The sequence below is a fragment of the Methanosarcina vacuolata Z-761 genome (assembly GCF_000969905.1).
Lineage (GTDB): Archaea > Halobacteriota > Methanosarcinia > Methanosarcinales > Methanosarcinaceae > Methanosarcina > Methanosarcina vacuolata.
Genome location: NZ_CP009520.1, coordinates 2,206,649 through 2,229,765, shown reverse-complemented (window position 1 = coordinate 2,229,765; position 23,117 = coordinate 2,206,649). Strand labels below are relative to the sequence as shown.

The 23,117-nt window shown below is 39.2% G+C and carries 16 protein-coding genes; 4 read left to right on the top strand and 12 right to left on the bottom strand.

Features of this window, described 5'->3' with window-relative positions:
* Positions 1-47: 47 nt before the first annotated feature.
* The gene (locus MSVAZ_RS09290) at positions 48-632 is read right to left on the bottom strand and encodes a UPF0228 family protein (RefSeq protein ID WP_048120443.1); all 585 of its coding nucleotides are present in this window, start codon (positions 630-632) and stop codon (positions 48-50) included.
* Between the two features lie 978 nt (positions 633-1,610).
* Here MSVAZ_RS09290 and MSVAZ_RS20280 point away from each other — a divergent pair.
* Together MSVAZ_RS20280 and MSVAZ_RS09280 are read left to right on the top strand one after the other, a co-directional pair.
* Positions 1,611-1,772 (top strand): hypothetical protein, encoded by a 162-nt coding sequence (locus tag MSVAZ_RS20280; protein ID WP_156151025.1) that lies wholly within the window; start codon positions 1,611-1,613, stop codon positions 1,770-1,772.
* 287 nt (positions 1,773-2,059) lie between these two features.
* Positions 2,060-2,500 (top strand): universal stress protein, encoded by a 441-nt coding sequence (locus tag MSVAZ_RS09280; RefSeq protein WP_048120442.1) that lies wholly within the window; start codon positions 2,060-2,062, stop codon positions 2,498-2,500.
* Between the two features lie 65 nt (positions 2,501-2,565).
* On the opposite strand, the gene MSVAZ_RS09275 is transcribed toward MSVAZ_RS09280, so the two are convergent.
* The 4 genes from MSVAZ_RS09275 to MSVAZ_RS09260 all read right to left on the bottom strand — a co-directional run bounded on the left by MSVAZ_RS09275 (position 2,566) and on the right by MSVAZ_RS09260 (position 9,001).
* A complete protein-coding gene (locus MSVAZ_RS09275; protein ID WP_082091085.1) occupies positions 2,566-2,781 on the bottom strand; it encodes a winged helix-turn-helix domain-containing protein in 216 nt (71 codons plus the stop codon).
* Positions 2,782-3,120: 339 nt separating this feature from the next.
* Complete coding sequence (locus MSVAZ_RS09270; protein ID WP_048120440.1) at positions 3,121-4,578, bottom strand: 4Fe-4S binding protein; 1,458 nt, start codon at positions 4,576-4,578, stop codon at positions 3,121-3,123.
* A complete protein-coding gene (gene hdrA2 / locus MSVAZ_RS09265; RefSeq protein ID WP_048120438.1) occupies positions 4,578-6,956 on the bottom strand; it encodes a CoB-CoM heterodisulfide reductase HdrA2 in 2,379 nt (792 codons plus the stop codon). The genes MSVAZ_RS09270 and hdrA2 overlap by 1 nt, the downstream gene beginning before the upstream one ends.
* A gap of 1,052 nt (positions 6,957-8,008) precedes the next feature.
* Positions 8,009-9,001 carry a right-handed parallel beta-helix repeat-containing protein gene (locus tag MSVAZ_RS09260; RefSeq protein ID WP_048120436.1) on the bottom strand — a complete coding sequence of 331 codons (993 nt, stop codon included), beginning with the start codon at positions 8,999-9,001 and terminating at the stop codon, positions 8,009-8,011.
* Between the two features lie 124 nt (positions 9,002-9,125).
* On the opposite strand from MSVAZ_RS09260, the gene MSVAZ_RS09255 reads away from it, so the two are divergent.
* Positions 9,126-10,607 (top strand): aldehyde dehydrogenase family protein, encoded by a 1,482-nt coding sequence (locus MSVAZ_RS09255; RefSeq protein ID WP_048120434.1) that lies wholly within the window; start codon positions 9,126-9,128, stop codon positions 10,605-10,607.
* 52 nt (positions 10,608-10,659) lie between these two features.
* Positions 10,660-12,063, top strand: a complete 1,404-nt coding sequence (locus MSVAZ_RS09250; RefSeq protein WP_048120432.1) for an aspartate aminotransferase family protein — start codon at positions 10,660-10,662, stop codon at positions 12,061-12,063.
* Positions 12,064-12,654: 591 nt separating this feature from the next.
* Here the strand turns inward: MSVAZ_RS09250 and MSVAZ_RS09245 are convergent.
* The 7 genes from MSVAZ_RS09245 to MSVAZ_RS09215 form a co-directional block, all read right to left on the bottom strand.
* On the bottom strand, positions 12,655-13,065 hold the full coding sequence (locus MSVAZ_RS09245) for a potassium channel family protein (protein WP_048120428.1): 411 nt from the start codon (positions 13,063-13,065) through the stop codon (positions 12,655-12,657).
* Between the two features lie 103 nt (positions 13,066-13,168).
* A complete protein-coding gene (locus MSVAZ_RS09240; RefSeq protein WP_048123846.1) occupies positions 13,169-14,581 on the bottom strand; it encodes a hypothetical protein in 1,413 nt (470 codons plus the stop codon).
* A 252-nt stretch (positions 14,582-14,833) separates the two neighbouring features.
* Entirely contained in the window at positions 14,834-15,616 is a 783-nt protein-coding gene (locus MSVAZ_RS09235; RefSeq protein ID WP_232316278.1) for an ABC transporter ATP-binding protein, read from the bottom strand.
* A gap of 388 nt (positions 15,617-16,004) precedes the next feature.
* Positions 16,005-17,513 carry a polyphosphate:AMP phosphotransferase gene (gene pap / locus MSVAZ_RS09230; RefSeq protein ID WP_048120423.1) on the bottom strand — a complete coding sequence of 503 codons (1,509 nt, stop codon included), beginning with the start codon at positions 17,511-17,513 and terminating at the stop codon, positions 16,005-16,007.
* Between the two features lie 2,295 nt (positions 17,514-19,808).
* Positions 19,809-20,273: a hypothetical protein gene (locus tag MSVAZ_RS09225; RefSeq protein WP_048120421.1), complete on the bottom strand. Its 465-nt coding sequence runs from the start codon at positions 20,271-20,273 to the stop codon at positions 19,809-19,811.
* A gap of 777 nt (positions 20,274-21,050) precedes the next feature.
* On the bottom strand, positions 21,051-21,680 hold the full coding sequence (locus MSVAZ_RS09220; protein ID WP_232316293.1) for an ABC transporter ATP-binding protein: 630 nt from the start codon (positions 21,678-21,680) through the stop codon (positions 21,051-21,053).
* 202 nt (positions 21,681-21,882) lie between these two features.
* Positions 21,883-23,088, bottom strand: coding sequence for an ABC transporter permease (locus MSVAZ_RS09215; protein WP_048120419.1), 1,206 nt, complete (start codon positions 23,086-23,088; stop codon positions 21,883-21,885).
* Positions 23,089-23,117: the final 29 nt, after the last annotated feature.

Here is a 23,117-nt window from a genome sequence, read left to right as displayed (position 1 = left end):
AAATATATGAAATTTACTTTTACCCATAAAGTTTGAAGAGGATACAGCTAATAACGGTAATCAAGATATATAGAGAAAATATTTTCGTTCTTTTCGAGCTCACTTTTTATTCTGATTGCATCTTTTTCCGGAATCCAATTCTTGGACCCATCTTCAAAACGAATATAACACCAGGTAGACTTTTTCACTTGAATATCATATTTATCGAGTATTTCAAGAAAATTTTCATCTTGAACAGCTTGTTCAGATACCGTAAATACGTAATCATCTCCTTTCCTGATTACATGAGCAGGAGAAGATGTAATCCAATCTTTTTTTTCCTCTTTCATTTTTTGACTTAGTTCACGTCTTATATCCCAATTGTCTTTGTCTAACATTATGTAGTATTTGTCCGCCGGGTGATCAATATTGTACTTTATGCTATAGTTCATAGTAAGGTTGTAGCTTTCAAGAATGGTTTGAACTTCCGAATCGGAAATTCCATCTTCAAATTGAATATACATATCACCTACCTTAAGCTCATCGTTAACTTGCGTTTCCGTATCTACTGGTGTTTTTACAAATAACCCTGCAATTATTACTAGAATCAGAAAAACAATAAAAAAAGCAACTTTCTTGTTAATTCTACTCATACCAATTACCCCAAAAAAGTGAAGAGTTTTAGCTCTTCACTTCACATATATATGACAAGTTTCAGCTCCCCAAGTTTCTAGAAATTGGTGCCCCGATCCAATGGGTAGTGGAGCATTAATCTTCAAATAGTGTAGTCCAACGCCAGAATCTGAGTATCCTCTACAGACTTGAACATGCCCTGGAATCAGACTAACTACATGTCTATTGTTTTTTATTTTGGAGGTAAGTTGACTAAAAATTGGAGTCCCATCGTCAAATGAACCAGTTTTCCCTAACCCTCCTTCAGATCTGCTTGTTCTATAATAATATGTCTGGTCATCAATAGCAACCACTTCATCCATCATTTAATAGATGTGCGTTTGGGTTACCTGGAAAGTACTTTTGAACTCCATAAACTATTACTAATACATTATATATAAGCCACAAACTTTTTCACCAGATCATTAAACTATCCATTTTTCATACTTTTTTTCGAATGAGCTGATCCCAAAACGCAAAATTGCTTCTCTGAATATCGTATTCTGGATTATCAATAAGAGCTTCTAATCCTGAAAAATAATTCTGAAACTCTTATTGATGTGGGAATAATATTGGTTTTGGGATGAGCTCAATCATTAATTATTTCAGAATCCTTGATTGTTGGATGATTTGGCCACAAGTAATTTATTTGAGTATACACCCCAACTCATATTCAAAAATATATATAGAGCCTATTCCAGAACCCAAAATTATGTTCAGAATCTCGGATTTGGAATGATCAATCAGTTTCTTATCTTGGAAAATAGTTCTGAAACTTTTACTGGTTGAGAAAAAATTGGTTTTGGGACGAGCTCATAAAAATGAAGCTAGTTGGCGCATAGATCTCAACGATGAGCCAAGCATAGCAAAATGTATATTCACTTGGTAGTATAAAACTAAAGCAGTACAATGAAATAAAGAAAAACTTAATCAAAAATTAAAATAATAGAGGTGTATATATGGGTGAGTTTAAAAGAATGTGCAAAAAAGCTGCAAAAATAGCTTTTGGTGTTGTTGTGGGCGTTGGTTTAATTGGTTTTGTTAAAGGCTTATGTGTAGGCTATTTAATTGGTCATTACAAAGGTAAGCGTAGTTTGCATAACATAAAATGTACTGATTAGACAGAAGAAGAGCAAAAATAATAGAGATCTGGTTAATCCATCGATAAATTCGACAAATTAATAACAGATTCCTTTGCATTAGTTGGGGGTTTGCATTGCCTTGTATTTCTTGTAGAAAATTTCATAATTTTAAAATATTCTTCCACCACTATATCTTTTATGAAAGATCAAAAATTTTCGAATGGATTTCCTGGCCTCACTTCATGAAACCCGATGCTATTATATTTCTTGCAAGTGAATGAATAACTGGGGGATTTTGCATAGAGAACGTTACTTTTAACAAAATAATGATTGCAACTGACGGCTCGGTTTGCTCAAGGCTTGCTGCCAATAGAGGAATAGAACTTGCCAGGTTAAGTGGAGGGACGGTTTACGCAGTTTATGTAATATCAACGGAGTATTTTTCTTCGATGGCTGTGGATTTTAACTGGGAGAGAATGCATGAGGCTTTGAGAAAAGACGGATGCAAAGCCGTTAATTATGTAAAAGGAATAGGAGAAATGGAAAATGTCAATGTCAAGTGTGTCCTGCTTGAAGGTCACCCTGCCACTGAGCTGATCCGATACGCCGAAGAAGAGAAAATGGATATTATTGTCATGGGTACTCTTGGCAGAACAGGAATTGATCGGTTGCTTTTAGGCAGCGTTGCCGTAAATGTTGTACGGCACTCAAAGGTCCCTGTTATGGTTGTAAGAGAAAAAAGCAAGTCTGAAGAAAAAGCAAGCTAATAGAAACATAATGGAGAATCATTTTGATGTAAAACAGAGTATATTATCAAAAAATTCAAGAAGGGTTATTTCAATCGGACATACCAACGATTGGATTCTTTATCAATGTTGATCTTATCTTCTCTAGCAAGCCAGCCAATAGACATCAAAGCCATTTGAGAATCAAAACCATTGGCACTTAGGTGAATCTTTACCTGGTTCAAACTGCATTCACCTTCTTCGAGCTTGTGATACAACACTCCTGCAGCTTCTCCGATTTTTAAGTTCATGTTCTCTGGCATATTTCTCACCAATTTCATCCTCATAACTGTTTTATTTTAAAAAGAAAGTACGGTTTTCAGAATTATAAGTTTATGAATTCCAAATAGGCAGACCTTAAATAATATGTTGGGTCAATATATTAGGTTTTTCTGTAAAGGTCTTTTCCAATAAGTAAAAATGGTTTAATAGTAAAGTGAGAATTTCGGCTCTTCTTTGTTTTGTGTGGATATCCTCATAATGTCTTCATAAAAACCAATGCGGTCTCGAATTGAAAATCGTCTTATCCACAGGGAATGACGAAGAGCCATTAACTTTTACTTTCTTCAATTCTCACTTTTACTTTCTTCAACTTTCACTGTTTAACCTTCTATTTTCTTTTTCACAGCTGCAGCTGCATTTTTCGGAGAGTCAGTTTCCCAGAGTTTCCTGACTTTCGCGCTCCTGAGAGCTGGCATTAAAGCCTCAAGCTTCGCCTGCACGGCTGCAAGCATTTCCTCGTCAACTCCAGGGGGCGTTATGCCCATGAACTTCTGGGCTTTAAGGGTCTCGGTTTCCCTGGGTATTGCACGGTCTACTCCTTTCCTTACTCCAGTTTTCAGGGACTCGATTGCATCCCTCCACTGGGCAGCCCAGGGAGCATCAGGAATATCGGTGTGGTGGACATCGGTCCTTTCCACTTTAATAGCGTCAAGGTGACATGCCTTCACACAGGCTCCACAATAGGTACAGAAATCCGCTGCAAAAGCAATTTTTCGCGGGTCTTCAGGATCTGTGGGCACATACCAGAGTTTGGAAGGGCAGACATTGAAACAGCCGCGGCAGCCCTGGGGATCGCATTCCTTCAGGTTTGTCTCAATAAGGTTCAGTCCTCCTTCCATAGGTTTTTGCAGGTCTATGGCTTCATACGGACAGACGGTCTTGCAGCGGGCGCACTGTGTACACTTCAGCTCGTCTACCTTAACATTCCCCTCAACTTTCGGAGCCTCGCAGGGGCGTTCCCCTTTAACCTTTATTGCTTCTTCAGGGCAGATGTCCTGGCAGAGTACACAATAATCGCATTTATCCTCGTCCACAAGGATCTGCTCGAAAGGCACGGGGTTATCAGGTGTGGGCTCACGCTCGAGCAGGATGAAGGCATCACAGAACCGGGCGCAGATTCCGCAGAAATTGCACTTCTCAGTGTCAATTTCGATCTCTCCTTCTGCCCCTTCCTTTAAAGGCGCAATCTCCTCTTTTTTCGGGAAGGTGAATTCAACTTCGATTGCATCCTGAGGGCAGGCCCCCTCACAGAGAGCGCAGGGGAGGCATTTCTCGTTAATCTTAACAAAGGCATCGTACTTAGGATACCGTTTCTCATCAGGAATTTCCCCCACAGCCTCAAAGGTTATGGCATGCACAGGGCAGAGGTTTGAGCACATCCTGCAGAAGGTACATTTCTCAAGGTCCATCATCACCGCAGGCGCATCAAGCCCGGTTGCAATCTCATGAAGGGGCCCCATTTCAAGAGCTTTTGTTGGGCAGATTTCTGCACAGATTCCACAACCATTGCAGCGCTTGTAATCATAATCCAGAGTTTTAATGGATTTCTCGGTTGTCTGGGTATAAATAAAATGGGAGCCCTGAAGGTCCATACCGGTCGTAACTGTGATCTTTTCCTGGGCTTCATCCTCAGCAGTCTCCGGAGCTTCAGCTTCGAGGTCCTCGGCTTCAAAATCCTCGGTCTCAACAGTGGCTTCAGGTTCCGTAACTTCGTTTTCTCCGGCCCCGCAGCAGCCTCTGCAGATGTGAACTTCCTGTTCGGTGTGTTCCTCGCTCATTATGCCACCTCCTCAGGTTCAGCTTCGGGTTCTCCAAGCTTGAGTTCGGTTCCTATGGGCCCGACTTCTTCAAGTTCCTTTACAAACTCGCTAATTGTGTTTGAGAACCGTTCTCCTTCGGCAGCCGAGATCCAGAGGGTCCTCAGCCGTCTGGGGTCAAGTCCGATTTCCTTTATAACTTCCTTTAAGACATCCATCCTCTGTTTTGCGTCAAAGTTCCCGTGGATATAGTGACACTCGTCCATCCTGCAGCCCGCAACAAGCACTCCGTCGGCTCCGCCTTTTAAGGCTTCAAGCACGAATTCCGGGTTTACCCTTGCCGAGCACATAGTACGGATAACTCTGATGTTTGTCGGGTAATGGAGCCTTGACATCCCGGTCAGGTCTGCACAGGCGTAACTGCACCAGTTACAGAGGAAAGCCACAACAAAAGGACTTTGGGACCTGTGAGCAGTTGCAGCCCGAACCTGGGCAAGAATCTGTTCGTTTTCGAAGTTTCGCATCTGGATTGCCCCTGCAGGACATGCAGCACTGCAGTCTCCACAGCCATAACATGAAACCTCGTCTACAACAGCTTTTTTATTCTCTATCTTGATTTTCCCGAACTTGCAGACATCAAGACAGGTCCTGCATCCTATACATTTTTCAGGGTCAACATGAGCTCCCATAGGATCGGCTTCAAGTTCTCCTGTCCCGAGGAGCTGCATAACCTTGGATGCGCATGCACTTCCCTGGGCAATCGAAACCTGAATCTCTTTGGGTCCTGAGGCGCAGCCTGCAAGGAAAACCCCGCTGACCGGGGCATCTACAGGACGCATTTTCGGGTGGGCACTTGCAAAGAACCTGTCAGGCCGCCGGGCAAGATTTAGCATCCGGCCTATGCCTTCTGCCGCTTTGCTGGGCTCGTAACCTGTTGAAAGCACAACAAGGTCGCAGGCTTCTTCTTCGACCCGGGATTCAAGGGTATTTTCATAACGGAGTACAGGCCTGCCGTCTTCGCCTGCGTAAATTTCGGCAACTTTTCCCCGGATGAAATCCACGCCCATTTCCTGCGTCCTTACATAGTATTCCTCATACATCTCCCCTGCAGCCCGGATGTCAATGTAGTGGATTGTGATCTCGGTATCAGGGTAGCGTTCCTTAACCATCTGGGAATTCTTGAGTGCAGCCATGCAGCAAACTCTTGAGCAGTACTCATTGCCAACGGTTTTATCCCTTGACCCGACACACTGGATGAACGAAACGCTTTTTGGTGGTTTGCCCGTTGAAGGCACAACGACTCTTCCACCTGTAGGTCCTGCAGAGTTAAGCATGCGCTCAAGCTGCATATTTGTTATAACATCAGGATATTTCCCAAATCCGTACTCCTTTTTCCGTGATGCATCAAAGAGCTGGTAACCTGTTGAAACAACAACTGCTCCGGCTTCAAACTCAATCTCTTCAGGTTTTTGCTCGTAATCCACAGCATCGGCAGGGCAGGCCTGTAAACACAGCCCGCAGCCTACACAGTGGTCAGGGTCTATGAGCACTACCTGCGGGACAGACTGGGGAATTGGCATATATATGGCTCTGGACTTTCCGACCCCGTAATTCATAGGGTTATCGATTTCTACAGGACAGACCGCAGAGCAGAGGTCGACACAGCCTTTGCACTTGTCTTCAAGTATGAACCTGGGCTTGCGTGTGACTTTTACGTGGAACTTGCCTACAGATCCGGAAATATCGGTAACTTCGGAGTAGGTGTAAAGTGTAATATTCGGATGGTTCTGAACTTCCGTCATTTTAGGGGCAAGCACACAGATGGAGCAGTCATTTGTAGGAAAGACCTCATTCATCAGGGCCATTTTGCCCCCTATTGTGGATTCCTTTTCTACCATTGTGACTGGAAAACCGGCTTCTGCAAGGTTCAGGGCTGCTTCGATTCCGGCGACCCCTCCTCCTATGATCAGGACATTTCTGCTGGCTTTTGAACTTGTTGCACTGAGTTCCTTGAGGAACTTTGCCTTTGCGACTCCCATCCTTATAAGGTCAAAAGCCTTCTGGGTCGCCATCTGGGGGTCATCGGCGTGTACCCAGGAACACTGCTCCCTTATATTTACCATCTCCATAAGGTAAGGGTTCAACCCGGCTTTTTCCATTACATGCCTGAAGGTCTTTTCATGCAGCCTTGGGGAGCAGGCAGCTATTACAACCCTGTCGATTTTATTTTCTTTTATATCCTTAATGATGCCTTCCTGTCCGGAATCGGAACATAGAAACTGTACTTCCCGGGCGAGCACCACATCTTCCAGTTTAGCCGCCATTTCCTGCAGAGCTAATACATCTATTACTCCAGCAATATTTAGCCCGCAGTGGCAAATGTAGACTCCGATTCGCATAATTGGTGACTCCATATATCTGTGTTTTATGTTGAATGTTAATGATTACGTCAATCAGTTTTTAATATGTTTTACATATAACTTGAAAGTTATAATTTCTGAGAGTTTCTGGACCATAATTCAGAACCGTGTATCTATGGCATTTTACTATACAGAAAAGTCAGGTTGGTACAGCTGATCAACAAAGACTTTTTTTAAACTGAGAGGGTTTTTATCAGTTCAAGTTCATGAATTTGCTAATACCAGTTCAGTTATTACTTATCAATTAATTTGTCACTCAGTTGTGAACTAGGCGCTCAGTCACAAATCAGTTACTTTTACATATCCCTATACTTTATCTTTTGAACTGAATAAAAATATAGGTGTTTTATACAAAATCAAAACCTTTATTTTATCAAGGGGATTCAACTCAATATCTTTATCAATGTTGGGTTATTTTTTAATAATATTAGAAGAAAAATTGACAAGACTGTAAAAATTTGAAATCTGTGTGCATAGTCGATTAAGCAAAAATGGGAGCTTAAACTTACTTTTTTATAACATAACATAAATAATATTTGTTTTTGTGATAATATAAGGGTTTCTATAATACATCCTTATACAGATATATTGAGAAGACAATATAAAAATCAATGTTTTCTAATACTTAGATCTGCTGTAAATCCGAATTGGTAGAGGACTAATCAAAAATTAGTAGTCAGGGAAATTGGTAGAGGACTAATCAAAAATCAGTGGTCAGGGAAACTGGTGGAGAACTAATCAAAAATCAGTGGCCAGGGATTTGGGTATGCATATATGTGCAATGTGCAGGTGTACATCTATTTGTTAAAAATCTTGAATACTCTTGCTCCCCCAGCCTAGTAGCGAGGAGAATGTGCAACCGGGCTTTGACTGCAAAATTATCACCCATAGCAGTTGCCTATAATCATCCACGTGCGCCAGACTTTGATAGCAACATGATTCACTGAAAGCAGCACGCTACTATTGGAATTACATAAGGAAGACAACTTCTTTACAAAAATAACTTCTTTACATATAGGTAAACTTTTACGCTATTTTACTCTGAAAACACCGCCAGTACCCTGTTCGTTTGAAGTGTAGAGTTCCCCTTCTAACGTATTATTTGTGCTTTTAAAGCTATAACATATTTTGAAATCAGTATTTAAATATTTACTGTTGCCTTGAAACGTGTTATTTTGAGAATCGGCAAGAACAACTGAAAACGAATAGCCACGTCTCAAAATAGTGTTATTCAAAACTTTATTATTATTTGAATTAACAAGACTAAGGCTGAAGTAGTTATGTAAAATCGAGTTATTATTTAGCTCATTATTAGAAGACTCAGTGAAGTTTACACCATCCCATAACTTTGATATGGTGTTATTCATTAATTTATTGTTGTCTGAATCTTCCAGATAAATTCCCGTTGCACTATTCTCTAAGCCAACAAATATCCCAACGCCTGTGATATTGTTACTTTTTAATTGGTTATTATTAGAATTTCTCAGATAGATTCCAAGTGAATTGTTATTCACTTCATTATTTTCCAGGATATTCCTGCTTGAATCGTTAAGGTAAACTCCATAGTTATTATAACTTAGTTTATTTCCAGTTATGTTGCCACCAGACCCGCTACAATAGATGCCGGCTTTATCCTGTGACCCAGTTATATTGAAGCCGATAATTGTCACATTATCCGCAGTTATGTGGAATACATCTTTTTCTGGGTCTGCAGCTTGAATGGCAGCATATGCGGCTTCTCCTTCGTTTGATCTTATAACCTTCAGTGGTTTGCCTACAATCAAATTTTCTTTGTATAGTCCTTGGTGAACAATAACCGTGCCACCGAAACTGACATTGTTTATCGCGTTTTGTATTGAATCTCCTGGGTACACTTCAGCATTTATTGAATTGTTATTAATATTACCAAGACATGTTTCGGGATATACTTCACTATTTTTTGTATGGAAAATATAAAATGCCGAAGCGATAATAATTAACAACAAGATAATTAGTAACCTTTTATTAATTTGTGCGAGAGACATACATATCTATTATTTAACCTTTAATAATGTTATTAACCTTTAATAATGTTATTTTCATCTGCTACAAAAGATTTCTGGAATATATTTATTTCCTTGTATATTCATGCTTTTATGGGGGGATTTTATGGTTCAGGAGTACAAGCTGTTTATAGGGGGAGAATTTAAAGACTCTTCAACCGGAGAGACTTTTGAGGATATAAATCCGGCTACTCTGGAAAGCCTGGCAGCAATACAGGTCGCTGGAGCAGAGGACGTGGACAGGGCAGTTGAAGCTGCTGAAACAGGGTTCAGGCTATGGAGCGATATCCCGGCTGCAAAAAGAGCTGAGGTACTCTTCAGGGCAGCCCGGATTTTGCAGGAAAGGAAGGAAGAACTTGCTGTCCTTATGACAGAAGAGATGGGAAAGGTGCTGCCTGAGACAAGGGGAGATGTACAGGAAGCCATTGATATCACAAATTATGCCGCAGGGGAAGGAAGGCGGATGCTTGGGGAGACGACGACTTCCGAACTCAAGGAAAAATTCTGCATGACCATACTCAGGCCGATAGGGGTAGTTGGCTTAATAACGCCCTGGAACTTTCCTATTGCTATTCCCGCGTGGAAGATTATGCCAGCCCTTGTAGCTGGAAACGCGATTGTTTTCAAGCCTGCAAGTGACACGCCTCTGCTTGCCTTCAAGCTGATAGAGGTGCTTAGTGAAGCAGGCCTGCCTCCCGGAGTGATAAATCTGGTAACAGGGCCCGGAGTAACTGTCGGTAAAGCTGTAGTCCAGCACCCTCACATAAAGGCTATTTCCTTTACAGGCAGCCTTGATACCGGGAAATGGATAATGGAAGAGTGTTCAAAAACCATGAAAAGAGTCTCTCTGGAACTCGGAGGCAAAAACCCGGTAATTGTTATGGATGATGCCGACCTTGAACTGGCCCTTGAGGGCGTGCTGTGGGGAGCTTTTGGGACTACAGGGCAGCGCTGTACTGCTACGAGCAGGTTGATTCTGCATGAGAAAATAAAGGACGAATTCATGAAAAGGCTGCTTGCAAAAGCAAAAGCTCTCAGGATAGGTAGCGGACTCTTTCCTGAGACAGACATCGGGCCTGTAATCAACAAAGCGCAGCTTGAGAAGATCGAGAGATACGTGAAAATAGGAAAAGAAGAAGGAGCAACTCTTCTCTATGGGGGAAACAGAATCGATCCCGGGCTTCCTGGCTATTTCTTCGAGCCCACAATATTTACGGATGTCAGGCCAGACATGCGGATTGCACAGGAAGAGATCTTCGGGCCAGTCCTCGGGGTTTTTACGGTTTCAGACCTTGAAGAGGCAATAACGCTTGCCAATAATACCAGATACGGGCTTTCTTCGGCAATCTACACCGAGAATATAGGAAACGCTTTCAGGGCAATCGAGAAAATCGAAGCCGGAATCACATATGTTAATGCTCCTACAATAGGGGCTGAAGTCCATCTCCCCTTTGGAGGCGTGAAAGGGACAGGAAACGGTTTTAGGGAAGCCGGTACTGAGGCCGTCAAGGAGTTTTCCGAGGTAAAAGCTGTGTATATAGACTACAGCGGCAGGCTGCAAAAAGCCCAGATTGATTCAACGGAATAAAATTCACAGGATTAAACTTCAAGGGTGTGGAGAAACTGGGGAGGAGTGCATTTTGGCTCAGGAAAAAACCGAAGAATTTGAAAAGGCGCAGGGAGTGGAAAAGCCGGGAAAAAATAAAGCAATGGAAGCGGGGCAGTATTTTGATTTTTTTGAGCATGAAGCAGGAATGTTTAATACCGTTGGCCCGAAAGCCAGGGAGATAATCGAACAGGACTGTAAAATAACATCAGCCTGTACAGCCCGTCCCTATCCTCTGGTTGTGGACAGCGCAAAGGGTTCCGTAATCAGGGATATTGACGGAAGAGAATACATTGACCTGGTTGCAGGAATTGCTGTTATGAACGCAGGCTACTCCAATCCTGAGGTTAAAGCTGCAATCTCAGCCCAGCTTGAAAAAATGACTCACTGCGGATACGGGGATTTCTTTGCCGAGCCTCCTGTGAAGCTTGCAAAAAAGTTATCAGAGCTCTCAGGCTATTCAAAGGTATTTTACTGTAACAGCGGGACTGAAGCCGTGGAAGCTGCAATCAAACTTGCCTTCTGGAAAACAAAACGGCAGGGTCTTATCTCTTTTTATAACTCATTTCACGGTCGGACTCTGGGCTCCCTCTCTCTTACCTGCTCAAAAGCCAGGCAAAAGGAACATTTTCCTGCGCTTCGCACAGCTCATTCCCATTATGCTTACTGTTACCGCTGTCCCTTTAAACTCGAATATCCTTCCTGCGGGATCGAGTGTGCAAAAGAGCTTGAAAACCTGATTTTCAGGCGGGAATTGAGCCCAATGGACACTGCTGCAGTTTTTGTGGAACCGGTCCAGGGAGAAGGTGGATATATCGTCCCTCCTCCTGAGTTTCATAGGGAAGTAAGGCAAATCTGCACTGATAATGATGTCCTCCTTGTAGCGGATGAAGTCCAGGCAGGCTGCTTCAGGACAGGTCCTTTCCTTGCAATGGAAAATTTTGAGGTCAGGGCTGAGATCTCATGCTTTGCAAAAGCTCTTGGAGGAGGGCTTCCACTGGGAGCAATGCTTGCAGACCGCGAGATTATGGACTGGCCCCAGGGTGTCCATTCAAACACCTTTGGAGGAAATCTTCTGGCTTCAGCCGCATCTCTCGCATCTCTCGAATTTCTGGAAAAGGAAAATATTGAGGACCGAGTAAAGGAGCTTGGTTCCCAGATGAAGCAACGCCTGGGGGAACTTCAGGAAAACTTTCCATGCATAGGGGATGTACGCGGCCTCGGCCTGATGGTCGGAGTCGAGATTGTAAAACCTGATAAATCAATAGACCCGATACGAAGGGATAGGATTCTGAGGGAAGCCTTTAAAGAAGGAATTCTGCTCCTCCCCTGCGGGGATTCGGTAATTCGTTTTTCTCCACCGCTGGTTATTACAGATGAAGAACTCGACTCTGGACTTGAGAAATTCCAAAAAGCTCTGAAAAAAGCAGGCATTTGAGCTCAGGCATTTGAGCTTCCGAAAAATATAATGAAATAAAAGAGTTTCCGGATATAAATAAAAATAAAAAGACTTCCTGGCTGAGTTTTGCAGCCTTCATAAATAAATTAAAGGATTGTTCAATATGTTTCTGCCCAATAATTAAATGAAAATTGTAATGCTTTTATGTAGAGATTACATATATAATAATATGGAATATAAGAACAATGATCTAATTGAGAAAGACAGTTTCGCGTTGATTATTTTCATAACTGCTATTGCAATGGCAGTAAGTCTCTTAGGGATAATCATCTGCATTAAGGTAACACATCTCTAAAAAGATTTTATGGAAATTGAGATGATTATATTCCGATACATGAATCAGAGATAACACATGAGTCAGAAACGACATATGAGTCAGAGATAATACATGAGTAAGAGACGACATATGAGTCAGAGACAATACTCTGAAAAGTTATCGAGATAAGATTGAAACAGGTTAAAGGACAAGTTATGTATAGCCATGCGCACATTTACAGTACTGAGAAGGTGATCATAATAAGTAAGTCGAACAGTTCAGTTTCTCAGCATAGCTTTTTCCTGTTATAAATGCTATTTTTTCTTCCTGATCTTTCCCAGGTATCCTAAGAAATAAAATTTGTTTTCAGAATTTTTGACTTCGTTTTTATTCTCCACTACTTCGAACCTTTTATCTATAATATATTCTCCAATCGGATTGATAAAACCAATCAGGATTCCGAGCCCTATAAAAATATAAACTACAGTAAAAATTTTTCCCAGGTCCGTTTTAGGGGCAAAGTCTCCATATCCCACCGTTACCAGGGTTATAACCGAAAAATAAAAAGAGTCGAGCCATCTCCAGCCTTCGACTTTATGATAAAAGACAGTACCTCCTGCGAGAGTTATCACAGTTAGATATAGGAGGGCCCTGAACTTCGGATCTTTAAGCAGCGTTTTTAGTGTTTTCAGAAATGTCCAGAATGTGTAAAGAAAAGGAATCATTATCTTTCTCTCCAAACATATTTTCAATCTGAGATTAAAAAAAGGTATGTTCAAGCTGTAAATTCTGACGTAACTGGGAGATGACTGAGATATTATACGACTATTAGAAGCGCGGGCTTTCAATCCTGTCCCACTTTCTGAAGCTTTGTCCAAGCAGATAGAGGGAAGGAGGCACCAGCAGGAAGTTTACAAGCACATAGTACGGGCCAAACATTGACAGAATAATGTTAACCAGCAAAAGAGGCATGACTGAGAGTACATATACTGCGAAAGTCCTGCCGTTATAGAGGTTTATCGAAGGGGAAAGCCCTGTCAGGTAAATAAGTATCGAAACCATGTAAAACGACATTGAAAGAAAAAGCAGCAGGGCTGGTAGTAGAAATGCAGGGTCTTTTTTAAGGATTAGCAGGATAAGAAGTATAAGCGGAACCAGATTCAAGAAAAGGTAACTGTTGAGTTTGCTCCTTATCATATCCGAAACTTTCAGGGGAAAGAAAGCATATGAGGAAAAGATATCGTATTCTGTAAGCCAGTTGTACATTGAAGAGGAAAGTACTCCCAGAACAAGGGAAAACAGGATTAAAATATTTAAAGCTGGGAGAACCTTTTCCAGGGCTGAAAGGAGCATCCAGATAAGAGCTGCAGGCAGCAGAAATGAAAAAATTAACTTTCCGAGTCCTCCCTCACTTCTTTTAAGGTCAAGAAAATCCTTTGCGACAAAAGCTGCATACCTGTAAGAACCAAATTCCTTGCAGAGCCTGGAAAATGAATTTGAAAAGCTCTTTCTTGCCTGGGGAAAATCCACTTTCAGGAAAAGCAGGGATAAAGCTGAAGGAATGATTATAAGCCCAGAGGAAAGCAGGAAACAGCTTTTTGAAGGAAGCAGGAAAAGAGAAAGGCCAGGTAAGCTATAAAAGATTCTTGAATCCAGATTTCCGGAAATAAAAAGCAGGAAAACGCAGCCTGCCAGTAAACCCCAGGTCAACAGTTTTCCGGAATAGGCATAGATAGTAGATAAGAAAAACACCAGGGAAAGCCCGATCATAAAAGAAAGAGAAAGTGTCAGGAGAAGGAGAAGGATAACAGGAAAATGGAAGTTTCCTGCCGGGATAAAGGCTACAGCAAGCGCAAAACCTGCAATGAAAGGCATCACATAGAGGACAAAATAGTATACGATATCTTTTATAAGAAAGTTTGCAAAGATCAATCTTTCTGAAACAGGAAGCGTCCTTGCAGAATATGCTATCAGACTTGCTTGCCCGAAACGCCGGTTCATAAACTCTCTGCTCATAAGCCCGAAGGCGCCTACCATGCCTCCCAGAAGCAAGAAAAGATAATGCATTCCGAGTGCGATCTGGGCATACGTAAAGATTTCGCTGAAAACCGGCAGAACCAGACTTACGCAGAAAGTAAACAGGAAAATAAAAACCGGAAATAGGGAAAACCCATTGTTCCCGAAAAGATTTGAATGCATTCGCCACTCTTCTTTGAGCATGCTTTTGAAAATCTCAAACATAAAATCCCTTCTATATATAGTCCGAGTTTCAGTCTTGATTTCGCGCCATTTGACGCTTGTTTTTGTGATATCTGCTCTTATTTCAGGCAATTTTTGCTCTTATTTTCAGGCAATTTTTGCTCTTATTTTCAGGCAATTTCTTCTTTATTTCAGGCGGATTTTTGCTCTTATCTTTGTGTAAATTTGCGAGTTCCTGCGTGATAAAAGAGTCTCACATCCTGAAATGTTGTTATGCATACTGTGCAGATATAATCAAACCAATGCCGAATTCCCTGGTTGGCCTACCAGTTCCAGAAAGAATTCTTCAAAGTTTCTTTCCTGAAGGGTAAGATCGTCCAGGTGGCCTGTATATACCAGTTTTCCTTTGTAAATGATCCCAATGCTGGTACAGATCTGTTTTGCAATTTCGAGGATATGTGTTGAAATAAAAACTGTTCCCCCGCTTTTCACATAGCCTGCGAGAAAATCCTTTACTTTTCTCTGCATTACAGGGTCCAGATTGATTAGAGGCTCATCAATAATTGCTAGCTCCGGCTCATGCAGAAAAGCCTGGGCAAACATCAGTTTCTGCCTTGTGCCTCTTGAGAGGTCTTTGCACAGTGAATTTTTCTGGTCGCCAAAATCCAGGAATTCGAACCATTTTTCACAGGCTTTCTCATAGTTTTCCATTTTCCGGATATTTGCAACAAAATAGAGGTATTCTTCTGCCGTCAAAAAACTCGGGGGGGTTTCCTGTTCAGGAACAATACCTGCAAGTTTCCGAACCCGAACAGGGTCTTCGAGCACATCCACTCCCAGTACCCTGATTGAACCTGAAGTTGGTTTTATTTGACCAGTAAGCATTTTGATTATGGTTGTTTTTCCTGACCCGTTAGGACCCAGAAGCCCGAAAAGCTCACCTTTTCCAACTGAAAAGGAAATGTCATTTACTGCCTTTGTACTTCCGTAGGATTTAGAAAGATTTCTTACTTCAATCATCTTTAAGGCTCCTGAAAGCCCGACATTTACAGGCAAATAAGATACGACGCCAATCATAGAGTAAATTAGAGTAAATTAGAGTAAATTAAAGTAAATTAGAGTAAATTAGAGTAAATTAGAGTAAATTAGAGTAAATTAGAGTAAATTAGAGTAAATTAAAGGAAATTATATAGTGATTAGTTGTAATATAGTACAGAATAAAAATTTACTATAAGTTCTTATTATCTAAAAATATATAAAAGAGTTTCGGAGAATATTTTTGAATTTAATTCAGAACAGGAATGATATTGTTTGGGTTGTGAAATATGGAAAAATGAAAAAAGTTTAAAGTGAAATTATTTCAGAATAAAACAAAAATATAATTTTATTAAAAATATTTATTGAAAGAATTTTATTAAAAATATTTATTGAAAAAATTTTATTAAAATTATCTATTGAAATAATGTTATTTTTTCAGCTCTTTTTCAATGGTTTCAACAACACTTCTCAGTACTTTGATTCTGGAGTACCGTTTGTCGTTTGATTCTACAATAATCCACTGGACATTTGTTGTGCTTGTTTTCTGAAGCATCTCATCGACTGCGATTTTATAATCTTCCCATCTGCTTCTGTTCCGCCAGTCCTCGTCTGTAATTTTCCATTTTTTCTCAGGGTCATGTTGCCGACTGTTAAAACGTTCCAGTTGAGTTTCTTGATCAATGTGAAGCCAGAACTTAATTACAATTGATCCGGCCTGTGTCAGGATTTCTTCAAATTCATTGATCTCCCTGTAGGCTCTTTTCCATTCTTCCTCGCTGCAAAAGCTTTCAATTCTTTCTACCATGACGCGACCATACCAGCTCCGATCAAAAATTGTTATATGGCCGGCTCGAGGGATTCCTTCACAGAAACGCCAGAGGTAATGATGGGCTTTTTCGATGTCATTTGGCGAACCCACAGGAACTACCCTGTAAAGCCTGGGATTTAGATTTTCTACAAAGCGGTAAATGTTTCCTCCTTTGCCAGCCGCGTCCCAGCCTTCAAAGACCAGAATCAGGGGACGTTTTTTCTCAAAAAGCTCATACTGGAGGTCTGCAAGTTTTTGCTGGTATATCTTTTTTGATTTTTTATATTCATCGGTATCCATCTTTTTGGAAAGCTCAACCTTTTCTAGAATGGAATTGTTAAGCTGGGGGACCTCTGGGGTTTCCGTATCAAGATATTTGAGGGTCTGTTCAGCCGGTGTTCTAGTTGCCTGTTCAATAGAGTCTTCAATCGCATGGATGACCGTCGTCATAATTTTTAAAGTTGCAAAGTTTCGGTCATTAGCTTCCACTATTGTCCAGGGGGCATAAGGCATATCGGTCTTCTCTAAGATCTTCTCGACAAGCGGCATATACTCATTGTATTTATGGATGAAGTCAAGGTCCGGTCTTGCTTCATCCTCATACTCGTCAAATATTGGGATATCAATTTTTTTAAGATCTTTAAAACGTTCTTTATGCTCTTTTTCACTGATGTGAAGGAAAACTTTTATTAAAAGATACCCATCATCGGCAAGTTGTCGCTCAAAATAGTTTATTTCTTCCAGGTATTTCCCCAGTTCTTCTTCAGATTTGTTCTTTTCCAGACACTCTATAATTGCCCTGCTGTACCAGCTTCTATCAAAGATTCCAATCTTTCCCTTCACAGGAACTCTAGACCAGTAGCGTACAATAAAGGGCTTAAGGAGTTCTTCATAGCAGGGCCTGGTCATGGTATGAAAATCGTATCCTCTGGGGTCAAGAGAAAGAATAAAACGATTGATATCCTCTGCCATTCCGGACACGTGCCAGCCTTCGAAAACGAGGATAACAGGTATCTTCAAATCCCAGGCTTTGCGCTGTAGTTCTCCGAGGATGGCTTTAAATGCTTTTTGATTTTTTTTGTACTCGGCAGTTGTTATTGTCTTGGAGATATCTATTTTTTCAAGCATAAATGGCCCTGCTTATTTTTTTAAATTAAAATTAATCTCAGTAATAATATATTTTAATATAGGCTTATAAGATTTAGTTAATTGGGTATAATAGCTTTCTGAATAAATATGATACGTAACCTGCATTTAATTTAGTTTCGTCTTTTTGCAGATGTTAACTTATTTTCAATTAACATATATATCAATTGTCTGATTCCATAAATTGATAATATTTAGACCATGTTATAGAAAATAATGAAAATTCCTACTTATGGAACAAAGTATTCGTTTCGCTCAATATTCATCCATAAAAGTCTATACAAACAGAACAGAAAACTATTTTATAACCATAGCTTAATAATTATTAGATTTTAAGTATATATATTGTATTTAGTCACCATAGATAATATAGTTAGCAGTTAATTCTATTTAGTATTAATAAACTATTAATATGCAAAAAAACAATATAATTTAATACAGAGTATATAGCATACTTAAATTTATATTATAATAGTTTACAAATATACCTATATTTTAAAGTATGTTTTTAATGATCTGTAATTTGTATAATAAGAATACATAAAATAATACGTATAGTTAAAAATATTCAATATGATATAGATTATGAATAAACTGTTTTATTTTGTAACATTTTATTCTGGCCTAAGTAAAGATATTTTAGAATGTATGTTTTATTGTATTTATCATGTATATCTATAAAATGATATACTTAAAATGTGTATTTTTGAATATGTATTTTGACAAGACGTTGTAAACTAGATACTTCATTTAAAGATATGTATTGTATATTATGTATCTTAATATTATTGCTTCCTAGTTATTACGAATAATAATCATCATTTTGATTGTTTGATAAAAACGATATTAGAGTATATTATTAAATATAGTTACTCCTTAAAACAAATATATACACTCAACATACTAATCTAATTCAAAGAAACATTTGAAATATATATATATGTATTTTCTGATTTTTAATTATTTTTACAAAACGTTATTAATATAACACTATATTTATAATATGCTTTTTCAACTAATTAGTGTACACTAATCAGTTTAAATTTTGACTAATACACATATTTATAAAAGGAACAAATAATCTTATAATATATCTAGCATGTTGACAGATGGACAAGTATAATGATATTTCAAAATAAAGACCTTTTTATATTCTGCATGAAAAAAATGTAAGCATTCTTATAGTATATGAGTATGAATTCTGTTAAGTTCTTTGTCTTTTTTCTTTTATTATTTTATGCATTTACTGTGGCGGTTGTCGGCCAAATACACCATATTCTTATAGTCATTGTAACAGATGAGTTTACAAAATTGGGGTCTAAAAACGATTTTATGAAAATTTTCAATCACATGCTTATAATATATAGGAATAGATTCTTTTATTTAGCTGTCTGAACCTGCAGAAAATTTTCATAAAACAAACAGCATGAAATAATATTCTTGTTATGCATATCCAATATAAACAGATATACAATTTATTACAAAAACCGAGCTTTGTTCACTCAGTAAGAGTTTCAGTAAGAGTTTCCAGATAATTATAAAGGAATATAAGGAATACATGGAAAAATAGACGAAGAGCTAATCCCAAAACTCAAAATTACATCTCTGAATATCAAACTTGGAATAATTAATTGAACTTCGGATCACGAAAACAATTCTAAAAAACCTATCGATTTGAGAATAAAATTGGTTTTGGGATAGCCTCGAAGTCTGTCTGAATAAGTTAGTTTTTTTGTATATTTCTGTAAATTTCTCTTAAGCTTTTTCAATCCAACTTTTATTTATATAGCAAATATATATTACGTACAATATAAAAATAAACGTTCACTTATTATGCCCCTATATTTATATAATACTTTTTAACTCAATTGGTGTAGACTTACTATGCGAAAAATTAATAAAAAAACATACCAACAATTCACTCAATTTTCCCCAAGAACGTGCTTTAAGATTTATCGATTAAAATATATAGAGATCTTAAATAACATATAAAAATTAGTTTTACTCTTTAAATTTTGAGAGATTACATGAATATCAATATACTATTTAAAGATAATATATAAATATATTAAAAAATATAGTTTAAAAAATTAGTATTTAACTTTAATAATATATTGATTTCATACATATTTTTATAAAATAATAGATAAATTTAATAATTATTATATAGATCATTTAACAAATTTTTATGTATTATTATATAATTACAATTAAAAATACAAATTAAAGCACCGTACTCTTCAAAAAATAAGAGAAATCTAAAAATATATAATAAAATTATAATGCCAGCTCAAGGTCAAATATTTCTTCAAAAAGTTTGTATTTTTTGCGGGCCCTGTATAGGTACTGACGGATGGGAGTTTCATCTTTTGCCCTTGCAAAAAGAGCTTCTATTTCCCCTTTAGAGAAGACAGCTTCAAGCTTTTTTATGGGAATTGACTCAAGACCTTTCCAGTCATCGATCCTCTGACTGCTTATAGGAATTGGAATAGGAAGCAAAGATATCTGGACCTCATCCACCCAGTTCCATTCAGAATCATAGATGTTTGCATAAAAAGACCCGCAAGAGATGCATTTTGTTACTACTACGTTTCTTTCTCCTGCCGTGTGATAACTAAGGCTCATAAGAATAGAGTCGCATATGGTGCAGTTACCAATCTCATTTTCTTCCAGGCTATAAGCATTTATTTGGTTATCCCCAATGTAGAGATTATTTCCTTTAAGGTCATAGCTGTATTCCATATTATTCGCTCCTGGATGAATCTGAGAGGGCCAATGCTATTGATTTTTAGGCTTTTTCTTGTTTTTCACTCTCTTTCTTTGTAAAGGTTATAAACCTATTAAAATTAATCGGGTAAGGATATCCGAAAAATCATATATTTTTACATCCCTTTATAAAATTTTAATATTTTACTTTCCTGTCCTCCAGAGAGGATTTCATAGAATTCTCTTCACATAATAATTCCTGTATTTTATACTCTTATTATTCAGTATGACTTTTCTTATATATTTCGTTTTACAATAATTATAATAGGTTCCAATTAATTTATGTAATTAAATAAAATTACAGTTTTTATTTTAATTTTGGATACATCTATTTGAACAAAAATACTATTTTCCTCTAAAACGTAGACTAATTTTTTATAATTTTTGAAATCTTGCTATTAAATAAAATCATGTCCTGAATTGCTTTAATACACCCTTTCCATTTGGGGTAACCCTAACATAATGTGCGCCATTAATGATGGGGTTCAAAGCTTCTGGGACAATATGAGAACCTCTGAAAATCCAGTTCAGATAACACTGAGTTCATCCTCACTGAGTTCATCTTACTAAATTTATATTTAAACCAATACAAATTTTAGAGCTATATTCCACGACAAGAAACTCGATTGATCTTTTAAAATTCGAGATTCAGAGAACCAAGGTTGAATTTAGGGATGAACTCGCTAAGTTTTGAAAAGAAGCATTGATTTTGGCTAAGGTAATTTTTGAAAAATAGAATCCTGCACAGAAGTTTCACTCCTGAACGATTCCATCTTTCAACCTTATTACTCTGTCTGCGTATTCGGCATGCCATTCTTCATGTGTAACCATTACAATCGTCTGCCTTTTTTCCTGATTGAATTTCTCGAAAAGGTCAAGGACTTCCTTTGAGGTCTCGGAATCAAGGTTGGCACAAGGCTCGTCTGCAAAAAGGACTTCTGGGGAATGGGCAAGAGCTCTTGCTATTGAGACTCTTTGCTGCTGGCCGCCACTCATTTTGGACGGGAGTTGCTGCAGGCGGTCGCCAAGCCCAACTGCAGAAAGAATTTCGGCGGCTGCGGATTCGCATTCGGTTTTACTTTTGCCCTGCATCATAAGAGAGATATAGACATTTTCCATAGCATTGAGTTCTGGAAGTAAAGCATAGTCCTGAAAGACATAACCAAGGTTATGAAGCCTGAATTTGCCTTTTTCGCTGTCCGACAGTCTGGAGGTATCCGTACCGTCTATAAGGATCTTTCCCGAGTTTGGAGTATCAAGCAGGCCGAGCTGGTTCAAAAGCGTGGTCTTGCCTGAACCGCTCGGGCCCATGATTGCAATAAACTCTCCACGCCGGATTCTCACATTTACGCTGCGCAGGGCCCGAACCTCTACTTCTCCCATCTTAAAGGTTCGCACGATATCGATACCTTCTATAATAGTATCTACAATAGTATTATCTATCGGTTTTTGGATTTCATCTATCCTTTTTACTGCATCCCCATTCTGCTTTCGGATTTTATCCACACTTATTACTGCTTCCTCAGCCTGCTTTTGGATTATTTTCATAGTTTCACCTTTTATTTGCCCCATTTATTTACCTCATTTATTTGCCCCATATCAGGTCAAGAAGATCTTTCTGAGCCAGTTTGTACGCAGGAATTACCGAGCCAACTACAGAAGAAAGAAACAGTAGGACTGCCCGGTTTAAGGCTTCTGCATTGTCCAGCTTGAGGCTCATGTCTCCAAGCGGGACTTCTACAGGGTGGGAAACCGTATAAGGCACAAGCCCAAAGCGCATAAACAAGTAGCCAAGTATAACGCCTGCGCCTGCGTAAAGCATGGCCTGGAGCACAAAGGATGCAACTATCACGTTTTGTTCTATCCCTATTGCTTTCTGAACCCCTATCTGTCTTTTTTTGTTCACAATATTTACGTAAATAACCACAAAGATGATCACAAAAGCAATTAGCAAGCCGATAGCATTCATAATATTCCGGACCAGCCCAAGTGTGCTTTCGATCAGCCGGAGGATACCTGCAAATTCATGCCAGGTACGGATATTCTCACTGATGCCAAGAGAAAGGAGCGCAGTCCTGGTATCGTCCTCAGGTGTGCCATCTGCGGTTTTAACGGCTATTTCCTGAGCAAGGTCCCTGCCCTCAATACCCAGCATATCTTCAAGGTCAGATCTGGTAAGATAAGCCGAGGCATCAGCCATGAAATAGCGCGTTGTATAAATTCCTTTTACCCTGAACTCCCGGGTTACGCCTCCGATTGTGAGTTCAACGGTGTCTCCTACTTCCACACCACCTAAAGACCTTGATTCCATAAGGGCTCCGAAACCTCCCGAGACCTCCCTGCCCAGAATTATTTCTCCTTTATCAGGCCTGCTCAGAAATTCCCCACTTATTATAGCGTCTTCAAGGCCTGTTACAAAAATCTCATCCGCAGGATCTATCCCATAAACCGTAGCTCCTATTTCCTTCTCTTTATAGCGGAAGTTTCCAGTAGTTTTCAAGCGAGCCGAAGTCCCTACTACCTGCGGGAGACTTTCTATCTTCTTCTGGAGAGCTGATGCGTCCTCTATATAGCGTTCTTCTTCCTTCGGTTCGACCACGACGTTTCCGGTCTGAAAGTTCACCATAAGTTCATTGAACTTGAGCGTAACCCCGGCCAGCATGCTTGAAAAAAGCACAAGCTGTATAAAGATAAGGGTCAGGACAAAAACCGTAAAGATTGTAATCCCTTTATTACCTCTGGTTATGGAGCGGCTGGCAAGGAATAAGGAAACTCTCGCTTTTTCGAGCATAATAGGCCATCCTTTCTGGTTAATTCCAT